The sequence below is a fragment of the Mesorhizobium sp. B2-5-7 genome, assembly GCF_006440875.1.
Classification (GTDB): Bacteria; Pseudomonadota; Alphaproteobacteria; order Rhizobiales; family Rhizobiaceae; genus Mesorhizobium; species Mesorhizobium australicum.
Genome location: NZ_VFUO01000003.1, coordinates 310,159 through 327,480, shown reverse-complemented (window position 1 = coordinate 327,480; position 17,322 = coordinate 310,159). Strand labels below are relative to the sequence as shown.

Below are 17,322 nucleotides of genomic sequence, written 5' to 3'. Positions count from 1 at the left end.
CCCCAGAATTAGCCGGCTATGTAATGCGGGTTTCAGACGGTCTCCCAGCCGCCTGTGTCGCCGGCGCGGAAGATGGCGTCGATGACTTTCTGGTTGAGCACGGATTCTTCCAGCGTGAAGACGCGCTCCTTGCCGCCAAGAGCTGCCCGCGCGAAGGTCTCGACCTCGAGCCTGTATTGCTGCGTGCCGGGAAAGCGGAACACCTGCGCCTCGGTGTGGTTCTGGTTGTGCAGTTCGACGCGGTGATGGTCGTAGAGCCCGGCATTGAAGGGCGAGAACAGTTCGATGAAACCCTTCTCGCCGTGGAAGACCATCACCTGCCGCGCCGCCATCTGCGTCGACAGGTAGAAGGACAGTTCGAAATCGCCGAAATCGGCGCGGATCGACGAATAGATGTCGGTGCCGAATGTCTTGTCGCGCTCGATCGTCGCCTGTACGCGCAGCGGCTCCTTGCCCGTCGAGAAGCGTGTCGACACGGTCGGGTAGACGCCGATGTCGGGCAGCGCGCCGCCGCCGAGATCGAGCTTGTTGCGCATGTTGTTGGGATCGACATTGTAGTAGGAAAACGCGCCCTGCACATGGCGCAGCCGTCCGATGGCCCCGCTGGCGATGAGATCGCGCACCTTGATCCACTGCGGGTGGTAGATGACCATGAAGGCTTCGCAGACCAGCACCTTCTTCTCGTCGCGCAGCTTGATCAACGGCGCGATGTCATTGGCATCGAGTGCCAGCGGCTTTTCGACCAGCACATGCTTGCCCGCTTCGATGGCTTTTGCAGTCCATTCGACATGCTGCGAGGTCGGCAACGGGATGTAGACGCCATCGACCTCGTTGGAAGCGAGCAACTCCTCATAGGAGCCGAAGGCATGGCGCGCGCCAAAGCGGTCGCCCAATGCCTTGGCCTTCGACAGGTCGCGGCTGGCGATCGCCGACAGCACGCCGTTCTCCGCTTCGACGATTGCCGGCAACAGCTGCTCGCGGCCGATCTTGGCCGTCGACAACACACCCCATCGGAACATCACGCTTCTCCCTATAGATTACAGGCAAGGAGGTTTGCCTGAAATCGCTGGAAAAGCCAATGCAGGTCGCTCGGTTCCTCGCCCCACGAAAGCGGGCAAGGAACCCAGGTACCTCAGCCGCGCGCTAGCCCCTTTTCCCGGTCAGCGTCATGTCGAAATCGACGACGTTGGAATAGAGCGGCGTGCCGACATCCATGCCGTAGCGCGAGCGCAGCACCTTGCCGGTGACATGGAATTTGATCGTCCCGCCCTTCAACCCGTCGAGCTCGGCGGTGAATTTTTCCGGAAACGTCTTGCCGCGCGCCGTCAGCCTGCCGGTGACAAGGGCCGACGTGTCGCCGGTGCGGGTCACGCTGGTCGAGCGGAACTGGATTTCGGGACTGTTGGTCGCGTCGAACACCGCGTCGGAGCGCAGGAACGCATCGATGCGGCCTTGGCCGGTGCCGACGCTTTCGGGATAGATGGTCAGGTCGACTTTCGAGCGGCCGACATCATTGTTGTCGATGCGGATCATGCCCTTGAAACGGGCAAAGGCGCCGTCGAACCCGCCGCCGCCGGCCTTGCCGATGGTGAAGCGGATCGCGGAGCCAGTTTGGCTGATCGTATAGCTGCCGGCGGCATCGCCGAGCACGACCGCCGCATAAACAGGCATGGCAAGGCAGGCGGCGATAGCCGCCAATCCGAGGATTCGCGCACGCATTGGGTTGTTCCTTGTTAGGAGGAAGCGCTCTCTGGCGTCCTCACCCCACAAACGAGACCAAGGCGCCTTCTATTCCCCGGCTGACGAAGGCGTGATCATACGCGCGAGCACCCCGTCGCGGAGCAGGAAACGGTGGCGCAGGGCAGCCGCGACATGCAGGGCGACAAGCGCCGCGCCGGCATAGGCGAGATACCAGTGTGCCGACGTCCAAAAGCTTTCGGCGGCATCGGATTCGGCGAGCGGCAGGTTCGGCATGACGAACAGGTTGAACGGCATGCTGGGAATCTCCAGCGTCGAGACCGACACCAGCGCCCAGCCTGACAGGGGCAGGGCGATCTGGAAGGCATAGAGCGCCAGATGCGCCAGCGGCGCCGAGCGGCGCTCCAGGGCGCCGACAGAAGGCGGCAAGGGCGGTGCCGCATTGCCGAGCCGCCAGGCTATACGCAGGATGATGAGCCCCAGCAGCAGGAAGCCCAGGGATTTGTGCAGCTGGATCAATTCGAAGGCCGTGCGTTGGCTCGGGGTCCTGACCATGACGAAGCCGAGCATGAACTGGCCGATGAAGATAATCCCGATCAGCCAGTGGAGGACGATGGTTGCCCATCCATAGCGGGTCGCGGTGTTGGTGATTGAAGCCTGCATGCGAGGCGAACGTTGGCGCGGCCAGCTTTCTTCCCCTTGCCGACGAGGAGGAGAGTTGCCTACCCACCCACCTTGAAGAAATCGACGAAAGCCCTCAGCGCCGGCCGCATCTGGCGGCGGCTCGGGTAATAGACGAAGAATCCCTGGAAGGGTGGGCACCAGTCCTCCAGCACGCGGATCAGCCGTCCATCGGCGAGCGGCGCGCGGACATAATCCTCGAAAACGAAGGCGAGCCCGGCGCCGTCGATCGCGGCCTGGGCGATCAGATGGTCCTCGTCGAGGATCAGCGGCCCTTGCACAGCCATTTCGACCTCCTCGCCGTCCTTTTCGAATTCCCAGCGGTAGAGGATGCCGCTGGAGAAGCGGAAGCGGATGCAGCGATGCTCGGCAAGATCGCGCGGGTGGCGGGGCCGGGGCCTGCTCTCGAAATAGGATGGCGCGCCCACCACCGCGCCACGAATGTCCGGCCCGATGCGCACCGCGATCATGTCGCGCTGCAGGCTCTCGCCGAGCCTGACACCAGCATCGAAACCGCCTGCCACCACGTCGGTGAAGCGATCCTCGATGATGATCTCCAGCACGATGTCGGGATAGGCTGATGCAAAGGCGCTGAGCCGTGGCGTCAGCACCAGATGCGCTGACGTGCGCGGCACGCTGAGCCGTAAGTTCCCGGCGGGCCGGTCGCGCGCCTCGACGGCCGTCTCCAGCGCCAGGTCGATCTCGGAAAGCGCCGGCCGCAATCGCTCCAGCAATTGTGCGCCTTCCTCGGTCGGAGCGACACTGCGCGTGCTGCGCGCCAAAAGGCGCACGCCAAGCCGCGCCTCCAGGCTGGAGACCGCGTGGCTCACCGCGGAGGGAGCTATCGCCAGTTCCCTGGCCGCGCCGCGAAAACTGCCGCATTGGGCAACGGTTGCCAGCACCGCGAGCTGTGAGAGATGTGCTCGATTCATTGATCTATTTCATGGAACGACCCGTACGAAGAAGAGCCGATTATCGAACGTGCTGCAAGGCGTTATTTCCTAGGCATCACAACAAGGAGATACGTGATGAAAACCCGCAAGCTAGGAACTGAACTCGAAGTCTATCCGGTCGGCCTCGGTTGCATGGGCATGAGCTTTGCCTATGGCGGCCAGCCGGAAGCCGAGGCGATCGCCACCTTGCACCGCGCCGTCGAGATCGGGGTCAACTTCTTCGACACGGCCGAGGTCTACGGCCCCTACGAGAACGAGATCCTGCTGGGCAAGGCGCTGAAATCGGTTCGCGATAAGGTGACGATCGCGACCAAATTCGGCTTCAAGATCCTGGAGGAAGGCACTGGCATGGATCGCATGGCCGGTGTCGACAGCCGTCCCGAGCACGTCAAGGCCGTCGCCGAGGCGTCCCTAAAGCGGCTCGGCACCGATGTCATCGACCTCTACTACCAGCACCGCGTCGACCCGGACGTGCCGATCGAGGATACGGTCGGCGCCATGGCCGAGTTGGTGTGCGAGGGCAAGGTGCGGGCGCTTGGCCTGTCGGAGGCAAGTGCCGCCACCATCCGCCGGGCACACGCAGTGCACCCGATATCAGCAGTGCAGAGCGAATACTCGCTGTGGAGCCGCGACCCGGAAGACGAGACATTCGCCGTCTGCCGCGAGTTGGGCATTGGCTTCGTGCCCTACAGCCCGCTCGGCCGCGGCCTGCTCACCGGCACCATCGCGAGGCCGGAGACCCTGAGCGACGACGATTGGCGCCGCACCTTGCCGCGCTTCCAGGCCGACGCCATGGAAGCCAATGGCAAGGTGATCGCCACGCTGGAAAGGATGGCGATGGAGAAGGGCGTCACCTCGGCGCAGCTGGCGCTGGCCTGGGTGCTGCACCAGGGCGACTTCATCGTGCCGATCCCGGGTGCGCGAAAAATCCGCCATTTGGAGCAGAATACGGCGGCGGCTGACATCGTGCTCAGCGCGGCAGAGGTCGCGGCGATCGGCGATGCGCTGTCGCCCGACAAGGTTATGGGCAAGCGCTATACGGAGGAGTTGCTGGCGCTGGTGAATGGGTGAGCTCGTCGCCATGAGGCAAGAGAAGGGACGCTTCGGCGCCCCTTTCTCGTTAGATGTTAGCGCCAGGCACCCCCCTCTGTCCTGCCGGACATCTCCCCCGCAAGGGGGGAGATCAGATGTCAATTCGGCTTTCGCCAGTCTTCCACGCTGCAGGAAGGGCGTAGCGAGTGAAACTGCCAATCTCCCCCTTGAGGGGGAGATGTCCGGCAGGACAGAGGGGGGTGCCTCGCGCCGACCTGAAACTCTATTCGCTCACCACGGCACCACCTCAAGCTCCGGCCAGTTCTCCTTCGCTCGCGCTCCCTTAGTCTCATGTGTCCGCTGATTATCCATCACTCGGTTCGGCGTGATCCGAAACGAGAAGACATCGTAGAGCCCGAACGGCGCCACCAACTCCAGATTTCCGTCCCCGTCGAACCGCACCCCCACCGCATGCGTCTTCGAAGCGAAATAGCTGACGGACTCGCTGGCGCTGACGTAACGCGGGCACGGCTGCCCGAACTTTTGCGGATACCACAGATGCACGCGCGCCTGGTTGCGCACTTCCACCGGCAGCGGCAGTCCTTCGAAATGCCTGGCCGCCCGTTGGATCACCGCGTCTTCGGCCTCGTAGGACAGGTCGGAACCGTCGAAATAAAACAGGTCGACATCCTTGATGCCGTAGCCCGGCGGCTTGCCGGTCAGGTGGTTCCAGACGCTGTTGTAAAGCGCGCCGGAAACCACCAGCCAATCCGGCAGCGCAAGCGCGCGCGCCCTCGCCAGCATTTCGGCAAGCAGCGGGTCAGCCGCGACGATGTCGAGAAAAGCCGTACGCTGTTTCTCGAAGGAGAGCCCAGAATAGCGCAGATGGTCCATCGCCCTTTGGAGAGCGATTCGCCATCCGCTCGCAAGTCTCAGCCGCGCAGCACGCCGCCCGTCTGCTTGCCGACATTCTCGACGATGCGCTTGGCCAGCGCCTCGAAATCCTCGTCGGTCAACGTCTTCTCGACCGGCTGGATCGAGACTTCGATGGCGATCGACTTCTTGCCTTCGCCCAGCGACGCACCTTCGAACACGTCGAAGACCGAGACAGCCGTGATCAGCTTCTTGTCGGCGGCAAGCGCGGCACGTACCAGCGTGCCGGCCTCGACCGCTTTGTCGGCGACGAAGGCGAAGTCGCGCTTCACCGCCTGGAAAGCGGACAGGTCCAGCCTGGGCTTGGTCTTGGTCGGCTTGGCCTTCGGTTCGGGCACGGCGTCGACGAACACCTCGAAGCCGCAGAGCGGCCCCGAGACATCGAGCCCTTCCAGCGTCTTCGGATGGAACTCGCCGAACGTGCCGAGCACGGTCTTCGGGCCGAGCTTGATCGTTCCGGAACGGCCGGGATGGTACCAGGCGGGTCCGCCGGCCTCGATCTGCAGCCGGTCGACCGGCGCGCCACAGGCTTCAAGCGCGGCGATCGCGTCCGCCTTGGCGTCGAACACGCCGACCGGGCCCGAATTGCCGGCCCAGTTGCGGCCGGAGCCGTCGAGCTTGGCCGTGCCGCGGCGCACGCCGGCGGCGACGCGCCGCTGCTGGTCGGCGCCGTCGCCCTCATAGGTGCCCGAGACCTCGAACAGCGCCACGTCGCCGATGCCCTTGTCGGCGTTGCGCTGCGCGGCCGAAATCAGCCCCGGCAGCAGCGAGGGCCGCATGTCGGACATGTCGGCGGCGATTGGGTTGGCAAGCTTCAGCGCCGTCTGGCCGCCGCCGAACAGTTCGGCGTGTTTGGCCGGGATGAACGACCAGGTAACGGCCTCCATCATGCCGCGCACCGCAAGCGAACGCTTCGCGGCACGGGTGCGGATCTGCAGCGTGGTCAGGATCTTGCCGTTGACCACGTCATGCGCGCCGAGCGGCTGCGGCGCGATATTGTCGACGCCATGGATTCGCATGACCTCCTCGACCAGATCGGCCTTGCCGTCGACATCGGGCCGCCAGGACGGCACGGTCACGTCGACGACGTCGCCCGATCCCTGCGCGTGGAAGCCGAGACGCGACAGGATGTCGAGGCTCTCCGCCTTTGGCACCTCGATACCGGTCAGCCGTTTCACTTCCGACAGCGGAAGCGACACGATCTTCGGCTGATGCCCGGCATAGCCGGCCACCTCGGCCTCGGTCGGCGTGCCGCCGCAGAAATCGATCACCAGCTTGGTCGCCAGTTCGATGCCCGGCACCATGAATTCAGGGTCGACACCGCGCTCGAAACGGTAGCGCGCGTCGGTGATGATGCCGAGCGTGCGGCCGGTGCGGGCCGTGGTGATCGGGTCCCAAAGAGCGGATTCGATCAGCACGTCCGTCGTGTTCTCGTCACAGCCGGAGTGTTCGCCACCCATGATGCCGGCAATGGACTCGACACCATTGTCGTCCGCGATCACGCACATCTCCGGCGTCAGCGTGTATTCGCGCCCGTCGAGCGCCTGCACCTTTTCGCCATTCTTGGCGCGGCGCACCACGAGGTTGCCGGCGACCTTGGCGGCATCGAAGACATGCAGCGGCCGTCCGCGATCGAAGGTGACGTAATTGGTGATGTCGACCAGCGCGCTGATCGGCCTCAGCCCAATGGCGATCAGCCGCTGCTGCAGCCATTTCGGCGAGGGCCCGTTCTTGACATCCTTGACCAGCCTGAGTGCGAAGCCGGGGCAAAGCTCCGGCGCTTCGATCGTCACCTTCACCGGGCACATGCCGTTGCCGACATGCGGCATGATCGCCCCGCCGACAAGGCGGCCAAGCCCGCTCGCCGCCAGATCCCGGGCGATGCCGTAGACGCTGGTGGCGTCGGGCCGGTTCGGCGTCAGATTGATCTCGATGACCGGATCGTCGAGATGCGCATAGGACGCAAAGCTGGTGCCGACCGGCGCATCCTCGGGCAGGTCGATGATGCCATTATGCTCGTCGGACAGTTCCAGTTCGCGCTCCGAACACATCATGCCATGGCTTTCGACGCCACGGATCTTGCCGACCGTCAGCGTCACGTCGATGCCGGGGACATAGGTGCCGGGCGCGGCGAAGGCGCCGATCAGGCCGGCGCGGGCGTTGGGCGCGCCGCAGACGACCTGCACCGGCGGCTTGCCGTCGCCGGTATCGACGGTCAGCACCCGCAGCCGGTCGGCGTCGGGATGCTGCACCGCCGTCAGCACCTTGGCGATGACGAAGGGCTTCAGCCCCGCCTTGTCGTCGACATGCTCGACCTCGAGGCCGATCGAGGTCAGCCGCTCGACGATTTCGGCCAGCGTGGCGTCGGTTTCAAGGTGATCCTTGAGCCAGGAGAGGGTGAATTTCATTGGGCTGTTCCGTAATAGCTGGCAGCAGGAGTCTTCAGGACCATCACGCGCTTAGGCCTCCGAACAGCGTCGGCATGTCGAGCGGCCGGAAGCCGTAATGCGACAGCCAGCGCACATCGGCGTCGAAGAAGGCGCGCAGGTCGGGCATGCCGTATTTCAGCATGGCGATGCGATCGATGCCCATGCCCCAGGCAAAGCCTTGGTACTCGTCGGGATCGAGCCCGCCGGCCCTGAGCACATTGGGGTGCACCATGCCGCAGCCCAGGATCTCCATCCAGTCGGAGCCTTCGCCGAAGCGCACTTCGCCGGGCCTGGAGCGGTCGCACTGGATATCGACCTCGAGGCTTGGCTCGGTGAACGGGAAGAAGGACGGGCGAAAGCGCATCTTGACCTGCGGCACCTCGAAGAAGGCCTTGCAGAACTCTTCCAGCACCCACTTCATGTTGGCGACGTTGGCCGATTTATCGATCACCAGCCCTTCGACCTGATGGAACATCGGCGAGTGGGTGGCGTCGGAATCCTGGCGATAGGTCTTGCCCGGAATGACAATGCGGATCGGCGGCTTTTGCTTCTCCATGGTGCGGATCTGCACCGGCGAGGTATGAGTGCGCAAAAGCTTGCGCTCGCCCTTCTCGTCCGGCTGGAAGAAGAAGGTGTCGTGCATCTCGCGTGCCGGGTGGCCCTCCGGAAAATTCAGCGCGGTGAAATTATAGTAGTCGGTCTCGATATCGGGACCTTCGGCGATGGCGAAGCCGAGATCGCCGAAGATCGCGGCGATTTCGTCGATGACCTGGCTGATCGGATGGATGCGGCCGCGCTCGGCCGGCGACTGTCGCACCGGCAGCGTCACGTCGACCTTCTCAGCCGCCAGACGGGCGGCGATCGCCACATCCCTCAGTTCAGCCTTGCGGGCCGTCAGCGCCTCGGTGACACGGTTCTTGAGGCCGTTGATGGCCGGGCCCTTCACCTGCCGGTCCTCGGCGCTCATCGCGCCAAGCGTCTTCAGCATTTCCGAGATTGAGCCCTTCTTGCCAAGCGCCGAAACGCGCACCGCCTCGATCGACGTCTCGTCGGCGGCCGAGGCGATGTCAGCCATCAGGGTATTTTCGAGTGCATCAAGGCCAATGGTTGCGTCGTTCACGATCAAACTCGCTGCGTTGGAAGTCGGCTTAAGTGAAAGTCACTTTAAAAGTGAAATTTCAGGCAGAGACAAAAGAACCCGCGCCAGCCGTGCCAGCGCGGGTTCCCAAATCAGAATTTCGAATGCTTGGGAAGCGCTGGGCTCGGAGCCCGATCCCGAAAAGTTGCAGACTTTTCGGAAAAGATCGCGCTCCCCGCTAATTTCCCTGGAGCATGATGTTGTCCAAAAAGTCAGAAACTTTTTGGCATCATGCTCTAGGCGACAGCGCTTTCAAAAGCATTCGGAGTGGTGTTCTTGAGGTACTCAAGAGCAACCTTGGCCTTGGCCACCAGGGCGGCGAAAGCCTGCGGCTCGTGGATGGCCATGTCGGACAGGATCTTGCGATCGATCTCGATGCCGGCCTTGTTCAAACCGTCGATGAAGCGGCCATAGGTCAGGCCATGCTCGTGCGTCGCGGCGTTGATGCGCTGGATCCACAGCGCGCGGAACGAGCGCTTGCGGTTCTTGCGGTCGCGGTAAGCGTACTGCAGCGACTTTTCCACCGCCTGCTTGGCGATGCGGATGGTGTTCTTGCGGCGGCCGTAGAAGCCTTTCGCGGCTTTCAGAACCTTCTTGTGCTTGGCGTGCGAGGTGACGCCTCTCTTTACGCGTGCCATGTCATGATCTCCTTAAAGCAATTCCAGGTGCCTGGCGGCGTTCCGTTCGAAATTGCGTAAAACTGATGCGTGTCCGGACCGAATGCCTTAGAGGCCGTTCGGCAGAAAATTCTTGATGACCTTCTTGCCATCCGGTTCAGCCAGAACCATCGTGCCGCGGGCATTTCGAATGAACTTGTTGGAACGCTTGATCATGCCGTGACGCTTGCCGGCCGCAGCCGACAGGACTTTACCCGTACCTGTGATCTTGAACCGCTTCTTGGCGGCCGATTTGGTCTTCATCTTGGGCATTTTGCTACTCCGTATTGTTGGCGCACGATCGCGCTTCTTGTTCGCTCCGGGCCGACCAAAGCCCGAAAAGCAAATGAAACCGCCACGGCATGCCCTGCCGGGCGGTTTTCTTGGAACGGCGGTGCTATAGATCAAAGATGGCGCGGGCGCAACACCCTCAGCACCGTGCGACGCACTGTCCCCGGTCAGGGCAGCCTAAACCAGACCGGCAGCATGCCCGACAACTGCGCGCCGTCGATCAGTTCGAAAGCCGGCAGCGCGATCAGGAACACCAGCCCGTCGAGCAGTGTGGTCAAAAGCAGGCTCGGCCTGAAGCTGCCGGTGTCGCCTTCCTGGTAGAGCGAAAGCTTGGGGAAGAAGCGCGGCACGCGTGCCAGATAGTCGGCATAGGGTGCACCGAGCGCCTCCTTGAGGAACTTCTCCTCGCGCAGGATGACGATATGGAAGGCACCGGCGCACAGAACCGCGAAAAGAATGATGCCGGAGAACGAGCCGATCTGCGCGCCGACGCCGGCGGCGGCCACGGTCGAGAACACGTAGAGGGGGTTGCGGGTGATCGAGTAGGGGCCGCCGGTCACCACCTCGGAGGATTTGCGCCCGCCTATATAGAGCGTCGCCCAGAGGCGCCCGACGATGCCGAGGAAAATCAAGAGCACGCCGAACATCTCGATCGTTTCGTGCATCGGCGTGTCCGGCGGGAAGGTCGACTGGCCGAACAGCAGCGCCAGAAACAGCACCACCACGAGCACGGCAAGCACCAGCCGGCGCATCTGCTGGTAGTTGCCCAGCCCGTGTTTGACGTCCTTGACGTCCGAAACCTTGTCGTTGGCCATGCGGGAATCCGATCGTCGAAGAGCTTTGCCGGCGATCGCAGCTTTGAGCTAAGAAATAAGGCGTCCCGCCGATCGCCGGGACGCCCTGTAGCACAATTCAGGCGGATTAGAGCGCGATGTCCGGGCCTGACGTCATCGTGATCCAAGTGCGTTCCGCAAACCTTAGCGCGGCGCCAGCACCATCATCATCTGGCGGCCTTCGAGCTTCGGCTCGGCTTCCACCTTGGCGATGGTCGCCACCTCCTCGCGCACCTTGTTCAGAAGCTGCATGCCGAGTTCCATATGCGCCATCTCGCGGCCGCGGAAGCGCAGCGTCAGCTTGACCTTGTCGCCTTCCTCGAAGAAGCGGCGCACCGCCTTCATCTTGGTTTCGTAGTCATGGCTGTCGATGTTCGGGCGCATCTTGATCTCCTTGATCTCGATGACCTTCTGGTTCTTGCGCGCCTCGGCCGCCTTCTTCTGGTTGGCGTATTTCAACTTGCCGAGATCGAGGATTTTTACGACGGGGGGGACCGCGTTGGGCGATATTTCGACGAGATCGAGCCCGGCCTCTTCGGCGAGCAGCAATGCGTCGTTGATGGAAATATCGCCGCGATTCTGGCCGTCGGCGTCGATAAGCTGGACCCGGGGAACCCGGATGTCACGATTGGAGCGCGGCCCATCCTTGGTCGGCGCCGCTGCTTTGAAAGGTCTGCGAATGGTCGTGGTCTCCTTGGCCGTTTCGTTCGGGATTTGTCGGTCTTGATACGTGGACGCGCCAATGTGGTGAGCGCGCGGGCGGAGTCAATAGCACAGCATTGACAGAAAATCACCCTGATCGCTGGCCTGCACCAAACAAAGAAACAGCGCGAGTACTTTTCGCCACGCCTCCGGCTGTGCCACAAGGACCGCGTGCCAAAAGACGGGCCTGAGGAAAAAACCATGATCGCCACGCCCCCATCCTCTCTGGCTCCAACTTTTCTGGATGTCGACGGATCTGATATCGCGGTGCGCCATTCAGCCGGCTCGACGCCCGGCATCGTCTGGCTCGGCGGCTACAAGTCGGACATGCTGGGCACGAAGGCCGAGACGCTGTCGGACTGGGCGGCACGGGAAGGCCGGGCCTTCCTGCGGCACGACTATTCCGGCCATGGCGAATCCGGTGGCGCCTTCGCCGACGGCACGATCTCGAAATGGCTTGCGCAAAGCCTTGCCGTCTTCCGGCATTTCGCCAAAGGCGATCAGATCCTGGTCGGTTCGTCGATGGGCGCCTGGATCGCGCTGCGCATGGTGCAGGAATTGCGCAAGGCGGGCGACGCAAACGTCGTCGGCCTGGTGCTGCTGGCCCCGGCGCCGGATTTTACCAGCGACCTGATCGAGCCGGTGCTGACCAAGCCACAGAAGCGCGATCTCGCCGAAAAGGGCTTCTTCGCGGAACCCTCGGATTATTCCCCCGAGCCTTACGTCTACACCCGCGCCCTGATCGAGGATGGGCGCGATAACCGGGTGATGACCGGGCCGATCGACACGCATTGCCCGGTTCACATCCTGCAGGGACTGGCCGACGCCGACGTGCCGTCGAGCCATGCCTTGAGGCTGGTCAGCCTGCTGCCGGCCGACGATGTCACGCTGTCGCTGATCCCTGACGGCGACCACCGCCTGTCGCGGCCGCAGGATCTCGACATGCTGGTGCGGGCGGTCGGCGATATGGCCAGGCGAGGCCAGTGACGATGCGCCTGTCCATCCCGATCTCCGCCTTCGTCGCGGCCATCGTCGGTTTCGGCGGCACGCTGGCCATCGTCATTGCCGCCGCCAAGGCGGTCGGCGCGACGCAGGTCGAGACGGCAAGCGGTGTGACGGCGATCTGCCTGGCCATGACCGTCGAGTGCCTGTGGCTGTCATGGCGCACGAAAATGCCTGTCATCACCGCCTGGTCGACGCCAGGCCTTGCACTGGTCGCCGCCTCGAGCGGCTTCTCGATGGGCGAGGCCGTCGGCGCCTATATCGTCACGGGCGTGCTGCTGGTCGCTACCGGCCTGTTTGGGCCGCTGACCCGGCTGATATCGAGAATACCGGCTTCGGTCGCCTCCGGCATGCTGGCCGGCATCGTCGTCACCTTCGCCATCAATGCCATGAAGGCCATCCCGGCGGACCCTTGGCTCATCCTGCCGCTGATCGCGGCATTCTTCGTCATCCGGCTGTTCAATCCGGCGCTGTCGGTGCTGGCGGTGCTGGTTGGCGGTGGCCTTGCCGCCTTCCTTACGGGCCGTGTCGGCGGCCTGCCCGCGCCCGAACTGTCGACACTGACGTTTATCGCTCCCCATTTCACCGCCAAGGCGATCATCGGCCTGGCGCTGCCGCTCTACCTCGTCACCATGGCTTCGCAGAACCTGTCGGGGCTGGCGGTACTGCGGGCGGCCGGCTACCACCCTGAACCTGGCCCACTGATCGGCGTCACCGGCCTGTTTTCGCTCCTGTCGGCACCATTCGGTGCCGGAACCACCAATCTGGCCGCGATCTCGGCGGCCATCTGCACCGGCCCTGACGTCCATCCCGATCCCGCCGAGCGCTGGAAGACCGGGCCGTTCTACGCGCTTGCCTATCTCGTCTTCGCAATTTTCGGCGCTTCGCTGGTGGCGATCTTCGCCGTCCTGCCGCAGACCCTGATCGTGCTGGTGGCGGGACTTGCGCTGATGGGGTCGCTCGCCAACGCGCTGGCGATCGCGCTGAAGGACGAGAGCGAGCGCATGGCCGCAACCGTCACCTTCGTCGTGACCGCCTCCGGGCTGACGCTGTTCGGTGTCGGCGCCGCATTCTGGGGCCTGATCGCCGGGTTGGTCGTGCTTTTCCTCGATATGCTCAAAAAGCGATAATCATTTCAGGCCCTTGTTCGGTTTTGGCGGACATTGTCTTGAATCGCCGTTTTCGCCTTCCCATTTCGATTCCACGCAGCCGGTTCTGGCTGTCTCCAACCGAAGGAATGGGAGAAAATGAACACATCTGCATTGATCCGCCCGGCCTGGACGCCGGCGACCATCGCGTTGATGGTGATCGGTTTCATGGTGTTCTGGCCGCTCGGCTTCGCCATGCTCGCCTACATCATCTGGGGCGACCGGCTCGAGGGCTTCAAGCGTGACGTCAACCGCGCGACCGACGGCATCTTCGCCGGCTGCCGCCGTGGCTCCGACAAGGCCGCGCGCTGGGGCAACGGCTCCGCCCGCACCGGCAACGTCGCTTTCGACGACTGGCGCGAAAAGGAGCTTGAGCGTCTGAACGAAGAGCGCCGCAAGCTCGACGAGATGCTGACGCAGTTCGACGAGTATGCCCGCGAATTGCGCCGCGCCAAGGATCAGGACGAGTTCGACCGGTTCATGGCCAACCGCAACAAGTCGACCGCGCCGGCCAAGACCGATCCGAGCACCGGAACGACCCCCACCAAGCGTGGCAAAGGCTCGAACCTGCTCGACGACTGAAGCCCGGCCGCAGGGCCAAGGTATGATGACGGCGTCGCGCGAGCGGCGCCGTTTCTTTTTTGTTCTATTCGTTCTCCTCGAATCGCGTATCGTCCCGCCATGACCATCGGGTTCTTCCGCAATCTGACGAAGCCCAAACCCACGCCTGTGGTGGAGCGGGAATATTGCGTCGCCGGCCGCACGCTGCCGCTCAAGATCGTCGAGAGCGCCAGGGCAAAGCGTCTGACGCTGCGCATCGATTCCGGCGGACAGGGCCTGCGCATAACCGTGCCGCCGGGCCTGCGCCGCGGCGAAGTGGACAGGTTCCTCGACCGCCACCAGGACTGGCTGGAACAGCGGCTGGCCAAGGTGCCGACGCGGCCGCAGGTGCGTCCGGGCATAAAGATTCCGGTGCGCGGCGTGGCCCACCGTATCGTGCATGAGCCGTCAAAGCGCGGCACTGTCACCATATCGCGCGACGACCGTGGCCCGCTGCTGATCGTGCATGGCGACCGCATCCATCTGCCGCGCCGCATCGCCGATTTTTTGAAGCGCGAGGCCAAGAAGGAAATCGAAAAGCTGGTCGTCAAGCATACGGAGGCGCTTGGCAAACGCGCCAAGGCGATCCGCTACAAGGACACCTCCAGCCGCTGGGGCTCCTGCACTTCGGAAGGCAATCTGTCCTTTTCCTGGCGCATCATGATGGCGCCGCAGCCTGTCATAAACTACCTCGTCGCGCATGAGGTGGCGCATCTCAAGGAGATGAACCACGGGCCGAAATTCTGGAAACTATGCGAAAAGCTCTGCCCCGACACCGAGCGCTGCAAGGATTGGCTGAAGCGCAATGGCGGCGCCCTGCAGGCGATTGTGTTCGAGTAGGGCGCCTCAATCATCATTCGCCGCATTGAGCTCATCCGGCCGCAACCCTTCGTCGCCATGGTGCGGCCAGGGTAGAAAGTTCCGATCGAAAGCCTCGCCGCCGAAATAATCCAGCGCCCGATGCGCCTCGGCGCCGTTGAAGGCGGCCCTGTCCATGAGGTGCGCTATGACCTCGCGCGCCTGCGCGATCTTCTGCTTCAGTTCGGCAACGGTCTGGTCGGCCATGGCTGTGCTCCCGCCTTGCATGCTGTCCATCCATAGGTAGCGCCTTTGGCCTTGCCGGCAAACAGCATGCTTTTTCTCGACTCTTGGCGCTTTTCGTGCCAATTCCGCGCCATGGCGCTCGACATCAAGATCTGCGGCTTGAAGACCGACCAGGCAATGGCCGCGGCCCTGGCCGGCGGCGCCAGCCATGTCGGGTTCATTTTCTTTCCAAAAAGCCCGCGTTATGTTGAGCCGGCCGAAGCCGGCCGTCTGCGCGAAGCGGCTCGTGGCAAGGCCTTGGCGATTGCCGTCACCGTCGATGCCAGAGAGGCCTTCCTCGACGAAATCGTCGAAAAGCTGCAGCCCGACATGCTGCAACTGCACGGCTCCGAAACCCCCGAGCGAGTGGCTGAACTGAAAGCCCGCCATGGGCTGCCGGTGATGAAGGCGTTGCCGCTCAGCGAGGCCGCCGATCTCGAACGGATAAAGCCGTTTGTCGGCATCGCCGACCGGTTCCTGTTCGACGCCAAGCCGCCAAAGGGCTCGGAGCTGCCGGGCGGCAATGGCGTCGCCTTCGACTGGCGCATTCTCGCCGGCCTTGACGCCGGGATCGATTACATGCTTTCCGGTGGGCTCAACGCCGCCAACATCGGCGATGCCCTTAGGCTTGCCAATCCGCCCGCGATCGACATTTCGTCAGGCGTGGAAAGCGCCTCGGGCGTCAAGGATCCGGCGCTGATCGAACAGTTTTTCCGGGCCGTCAGGGCCGCGCGGGACGACCGCGCTGCCTGAACAAAATTTCGAACCCTGAGCATGTCCCGGAAAAGTGGGAACCGGTTTTCCGACAGGACATGCTCAAAGTACAGATCAGGAGATCGGCGATGAACAAGCCGGCGACACCCAATTCCTTCCGCACCGGACCCGACGAACAGGGCATGTTCGGCATTTTCGGCGGTCGTTTCGTTGCCGAAACGCTGATGCCGCTGATCCTCGACCTGGAGAAAAACTGGAACGAGGTCAAGAACGATCCGGATTTCAGGGCCGAATTGACCGGTCTTTCGACCCACTATGCCGGACGGCCGTCGAAGCTCTACTTCGCCGAGGGCCTGACCAGGCATCTTCGTGAGGTTTCCTCGGCGAAGGGTCTCGGGGGCGGCGCGAAAGTCTATTTCAAGCGCGAGGATTTGAACCATACCGGTTCGCACAAGATCAACAACTGCCTGGGCCAGATCCTGTTGGCCAAGCGGATGGGCAAGAAGCGCATCATCGCGGAGACCGGTGCTGGCCAGCATGGCGTGGCGTCGGCGACCGTCGCGGCCCGCTTCGGTTTTCCCTGCGTCGTCTATATGGGCGCGACCGACGTTGCCCGGCAGAGCCCCAACGTCTTCCGCATGAAGCTGCTCGGCGCCGAAGTGCGGCCCGTCACCGCCGGCCACGGCACGCTGAAGGACGCCATGAACGAAGCCCTTCGTGATTGGGTGACCAATGTCGAGGACACCTATTATTTGATCGGCACCGCGGCTGGCCCGCACCCCTATCCGGAACTGGTGCGCGATTTCCAGTCGGTGATCGGAACCGAGGCGCGCGCGCAGATCCTCGAACAGGAGGGGCGGCTGCCCGACACCATCATCGCTGCCGTCGGCGGCGGGTCCAATGCCATCGGCATGTTCCATCCCTTCCTCGATGACAAGGAAGTTCGTATCATCGGCATCGAAGCCGGCGGGCGCGGCCTCGACGGCATCGAGCATTGCGCCTCGATGAATGCCGGCTCCCCCGGTGTGCTGCACGGCAACCGCACCTATCTCCTGCAGAATGCCGACGGCCAGATCATGGACGGCCATTCGATCTCGGCCGGCCTCGATTATCCCGGCGTCGGCCCGGAGCATTCGTGGCTGCGCGACTCCGGCCGTGTCGACTATGTGCCGATCCTTGACGACGAGGCGCTCGAGGCCTTCAAGCTGACGACCCGCGTCGAAGGCATCATCCCGGCGCTGGAATCCGCGCACGCCATCGCCCATGCGGTCAAGATCGTGCCCGCCATGGACAAGGACCAGATCGTCATCGTCAACCTGTCCGGCCGTGGCGACAAGGACGTGCACACGGTGGCCTCGATGCTGGGCATGGAGATCTAGTCCCTTGGACCGTTCGACCTGGGAGTTGATTATGAGCAAAATTCGTCCAA

At 63.3% G+C, this 17,322-nt stretch carries 19 protein-coding genes; 7 read left to right on the top strand and 12 right to left on the bottom strand.

The window, feature by feature from the left end; genetic code table 11:
• Nucleotides 1–32: 32 nt before the first annotated feature.
• The 4 genes from FJ543_RS15405 to FJ543_RS15390 form a co-directional block, all read right to left on the bottom strand.
• Nucleotides 33–1,019, bottom strand: a complete 987-nt coding sequence (locus tag FJ543_RS15405) for a Gfo/Idh/MocA family oxidoreductase (RefSeq protein WP_140875802.1) — start codon at nt 1,017–1,019, stop codon at nt 33–35.
• Nucleotides 1,020–1,143: 124 nt separating this feature from the next.
• Entirely contained in the window at nt 1,144–1,719 is a 576-nt protein-coding gene (locus tag FJ543_RS15400) for a YceI family protein (protein ID WP_140615166.1), read from the bottom strand.
• 69 nt (nt 1,720–1,788) lie between these two features.
• The gene (locus tag FJ543_RS15395) at nt 1,789–2,361 is read right to left on the bottom strand and encodes a cytochrome b (protein WP_140615164.1); all 573 of its coding nucleotides are present in this window, start codon (nt 2,359–2,361) and stop codon (nt 1,789–1,791) included.
• A 59-nt stretch (nt 2,362–2,420) separates the two neighbouring features.
• The gene (locus FJ543_RS15390; RefSeq protein ID WP_140615162.1) at nt 2,421–3,311 is read right to left on the bottom strand and encodes a LysR family transcriptional regulator; all 891 of its coding nucleotides are present in this window, start codon (nt 3,309–3,311) and stop codon (nt 2,421–2,423) included.
• A 96-nt stretch (nt 3,312–3,407) separates the two neighbouring features.
• Between FJ543_RS15390 and FJ543_RS15385 the strand changes: the two genes are divergently transcribed.
• Complete coding sequence (locus tag FJ543_RS15385; protein WP_140875800.1) at nt 3,408–4,403, top strand: aldo/keto reductase; 996 nt, start codon at nt 3,408–3,410, stop codon at nt 4,401–4,403.
• A gap of 252 nt (nt 4,404–4,655) precedes the next feature.
• Here the strand turns inward: FJ543_RS15385 and FJ543_RS15380 are convergent, their stop codons facing one another.
• From FJ543_RS15380 to infC, 7 genes are all read right to left on the bottom strand, one after another.
• Nucleotides 4,656–5,258 (bottom strand): nucleotidyltransferase family protein, encoded by a 603-nt coding sequence (locus tag FJ543_RS15380; RefSeq protein ID WP_140875798.1) that lies wholly within the window; start codon nt 5,256–5,258, stop codon nt 4,656–4,658.
• A gap of 38 nt (nt 5,259–5,296) precedes the next feature.
• Complete coding sequence (gene pheT / locus FJ543_RS15375) at nt 5,297–7,705, bottom strand: phenylalanine--tRNA ligase subunit beta (protein WP_140875796.1); 2,409 nt, start codon at nt 7,703–7,705, stop codon at nt 5,297–5,299.
• A gap of 43 nt (nt 7,706–7,748) precedes the next feature.
• Entirely contained in the window at nt 7,749–8,801 is a 1,053-nt protein-coding gene (pheS, locus tag FJ543_RS15370; RefSeq protein ID WP_224525363.1) for a phenylalanine--tRNA ligase subunit alpha, read from the bottom strand.
• Between the two features lie 299 nt (nt 8,802–9,100).
• Complete coding sequence (gene rplT / locus FJ543_RS15365) at nt 9,101–9,502, bottom strand: 50S ribosomal protein L20 (RefSeq protein ID WP_006201247.1); 402 nt, start codon at nt 9,500–9,502, stop codon at nt 9,101–9,103.
• An 87-nt stretch (nt 9,503–9,589) separates the two neighbouring features.
• On the bottom strand, nt 9,590–9,793 hold the full coding sequence (gene rpmI / locus FJ543_RS15360; RefSeq protein WP_006201248.1) for a 50S ribosomal protein L35: 204 nt from the start codon (nt 9,791–9,793) through the stop codon (nt 9,590–9,592).
• Nucleotides 9,794–9,978: 185 nt separating this feature from the next.
• Nucleotides 9,979–10,626, bottom strand: a complete 648-nt coding sequence (locus FJ543_RS15355; protein ID WP_140875794.1) for an isoprenylcysteine carboxylmethyltransferase family protein — start codon at nt 10,624–10,626, stop codon at nt 9,979–9,981.
• Nucleotides 10,627–10,788: 162 nt separating this feature from the next.
• Nucleotides 10,789–11,325 (bottom strand): translation initiation factor IF-3, encoded by a 537-nt coding sequence (gene infC / locus FJ543_RS15350; RefSeq protein ID WP_023772325.1) that lies wholly within the window; start codon nt 11,323–11,325, stop codon nt 10,789–10,791.
• Between the two features lie 222 nt (nt 11,326–11,547).
• Here infC and FJ543_RS15345 point away from each other — a divergent pair, with 222 nt between their 5' ends.
• From FJ543_RS15345 to FJ543_RS15330, 4 genes are all read left to right on the top strand, one after another.
• Complete coding sequence (locus FJ543_RS15345; RefSeq protein ID WP_140719148.1) at nt 11,548–12,333, top strand: alpha/beta hydrolase; 786 nt, start codon at nt 11,548–11,550, stop codon at nt 12,331–12,333.
• 2 nt (nt 12,334–12,335) lie between these two features.
• Nucleotides 12,336–13,478, top strand: a complete 1,143-nt coding sequence (locus tag FJ543_RS15340; protein ID WP_140876183.1) for a benzoate/H(+) symporter BenE family transporter — start codon at nt 12,336–12,338, stop codon at nt 13,476–13,478.
• A 117-nt stretch (nt 13,479–13,595) separates the two neighbouring features.
• Nucleotides 13,596–14,078 carry a DUF2852 domain-containing protein gene (locus tag FJ543_RS15335; RefSeq protein ID WP_127873324.1) on the top strand — a complete coding sequence of 161 codons (483 nt, stop codon included), beginning with the start codon at nt 13,596–13,598 and terminating at the stop codon, nt 14,076–14,078.
• Between the two features lie 99 nt (nt 14,079–14,177).
• Nucleotides 14,178–14,936 (top strand): M48 family metallopeptidase, encoded by a 759-nt coding sequence (locus tag FJ543_RS15330; RefSeq protein ID WP_140711652.1) that lies wholly within the window; start codon nt 14,178–14,180, stop codon nt 14,934–14,936.
• Between the two features lie 6 nt (nt 14,937–14,942).
• Here the strand turns inward: FJ543_RS15330 and FJ543_RS15325 are convergent, their stop codons facing one another.
• Nucleotides 14,943–15,161, bottom strand: coding sequence for a hypothetical protein (locus tag FJ543_RS15325; RefSeq protein WP_041163587.1), 219 nt, complete (start codon nt 15,159–15,161; stop codon nt 14,943–14,945).
• 111 nt (nt 15,162–15,272) lie between these two features.
• Here FJ543_RS15325 and FJ543_RS15320 point away from each other — a divergent pair, with 111 nt between their 5' ends.
• Nucleotides 15,273–15,932, top strand: a complete 660-nt coding sequence (locus tag FJ543_RS15320) for a phosphoribosylanthranilate isomerase (protein ID WP_140876182.1) — start codon at nt 15,273–15,275, stop codon at nt 15,930–15,932.
• Between the two features lie 89 nt (nt 15,933–16,021).
• Nucleotides 16,022–17,272, top strand: a complete 1,251-nt coding sequence (gene trpB / locus FJ543_RS15315; protein WP_015314371.1) for a tryptophan synthase subunit beta — start codon at nt 16,022–16,024, stop codon at nt 17,270–17,272.
• The last annotated feature ends 50 nt before the right edge of the window (nt 17,273–17,322 follow it).

Bases quoted from the DNA above. Each gene is read 5' to 3' on its own strand.
- FJ543_RS15405 (WP_140875802.1), bottom strand. From the start codon at position 1,019: ATGTTCCGATGGGGTGTGTTGTCGACGGCCAAGATCGGCCGCGAGCAG.
- FJ543_RS15400 (WP_140615166.1), bottom strand. From the start codon at position 1,719: ATGCGTGCGCGAATCCTCGGATTGGCGGCTATCGCCGCCTGCCTTGCC.
- FJ543_RS15395 (WP_140615164.1), bottom strand. From the start codon at position 2,361: ATGCAGGCTTCAATCACCAACACCGCGACCCGCTATGGATGGGCAACC.
- FJ543_RS15390 (WP_140615162.1), bottom strand. From the start codon at position 3,311: ATGAATCGAGCACATCTCTCACAGCTCGCGGTGCTGGCAACCGTTGCC.
- FJ543_RS15385 (WP_140875800.1), top strand. From the start codon at position 3,408: ATGAAAACCCGCAAGCTAGGAACTGAACTCGAAGTCTATCCGGTCGGC.
- FJ543_RS15380 (WP_140875798.1), bottom strand. From the start codon at position 5,258: ATGGACCATCTGCGCTATTCTGGGCTCTCCTTCGAGAAACAGCGTACG.
- pheT (WP_140875796.1), bottom strand. From the start codon at position 7,705: ATGAAATTCACCCTCTCCTGGCTCAAGGATCACCTTGAAACCGACGCC.
- pheS (WP_224525363.1), bottom strand. From the start codon at position 8,801: ATGGCTGACATCGCCTCGGCCGCCGACGAGACGTCGATCGAGGCGGTG.
- rplT (WP_006201247.1), bottom strand. From the start codon at position 9,502: ATGGCACGCGTAAAGAGAGGCGTCACCTCGCACGCCAAGCACAAGAAG.
- rpmI (WP_006201248.1), bottom strand. From the start codon at position 9,793: ATGCCCAAGATGAAGACCAAATCGGCCGCCAAGAAGCGGTTCAAGATC.
- FJ543_RS15355 (WP_140875794.1), bottom strand. From the start codon at position 10,626: ATGGCCAACGACAAGGTTTCGGACGTCAAGGACGTCAAACACGGGCTG.
- FJ543_RS15345 (WP_140719148.1), top strand. From the start codon at position 11,548: ATGATCGCCACGCCCCCATCCTCTCTGGCTCCAACTTTTCTGGATGTC.
- FJ543_RS15340 (WP_140876183.1), top strand. From the start codon at position 12,336: ATGCGCCTGTCCATCCCGATCTCCGCCTTCGTCGCGGCCATCGTCGGT.
- FJ543_RS15335 (WP_127873324.1), top strand. From the start codon at position 13,596: ATGAACACATCTGCATTGATCCGCCCGGCCTGGACGCCGGCGACCATC.
- FJ543_RS15330 (WP_140711652.1), top strand. From the start codon at position 14,178: ATGACCATCGGGTTCTTCCGCAATCTGACGAAGCCCAAACCCACGCCT.
- FJ543_RS15325 (WP_041163587.1), bottom strand. From the start codon at position 15,161: ATGGCCGACCAGACCGTTGCCGAACTGAAGCAGAAGATCGCGCAGGCG.
- FJ543_RS15320 (WP_140876182.1), top strand. From the start codon at position 15,273: ATGGCGCTCGACATCAAGATCTGCGGCTTGAAGACCGACCAGGCAATG.
- trpB (WP_015314371.1), top strand. From the start codon at position 16,022: ATGAACAAGCCGGCGACACCCAATTCCTTCCGCACCGGACCCGACGAA.